The following is a 530-nucleotide window of genomic DNA, read 5'->3' as shown; positions in this document are numbered from 1 at the left end:
CCACATTTAGTGCAAACAAATTCAATAAGATTATCATCTTCAGTAAAACCTTCTAAAATATCCAAAGCAAAATCCTCCTTAGTTGTATTCGAGAAAATACATCTCAAGAAGTATTATACGACGAATGAGGTGGATAAAAAATATCAACTAATTCCATGATATGTCCACATGTGCATTTAAGAGGGTCATAGCCAAAAGATAGTAAGATGCGTTCACGCCAATGAGAATAACGTTCATGGAAGAGGCGTTTACTTTGAGGTAACATCTTGAAAAGAAGATGGCTAAATTTATGCTTTTTAGCATAAAGGCCGTAATAACGAACCGTTTTAAATTGAGATTCTGGGATGTGAATAATAAGACGCTTGATGAAATCAAAAGCAGAAATGCATTCGATAACTTTTTTATCATCTTCATGACGCTTATACCAAAAAGTAACATTCTCACCATCGTAGTTTAATATACGAGATTGGGCCATTGCAGGTCTACCAGTGTAACGAACAACGTATTGGATGGCTTTATTAGTATCAGCT

1 protein-coding gene is annotated in these 530 nt (G+C 34.7%); it reads right to left on the bottom strand.

Annotated elements, in window-relative coordinates; all coding sequences use genetic code 11:
- Positions 1 to 103 precede the first annotated feature (103 nt).
- The coding region (locus tag JCM14822_RS18840; RefSeq protein WP_172674877.1) for a transposase at positions 104 to 530 on the bottom strand (427 nt) is incomplete at its 5' end.

This window comes from Cellulosilyticum ruminicola JCM 14822 (assembly GCF_001311925.1).
Taxonomy (GTDB): domain Bacteria; phylum Bacillota; class Clostridia; order Lachnospirales; family Cellulosilyticaceae; genus Cellulosilyticum; species Cellulosilyticum ruminicola.
This window is presented reverse-complemented; position numbering and strand designations above follow the sequence as displayed.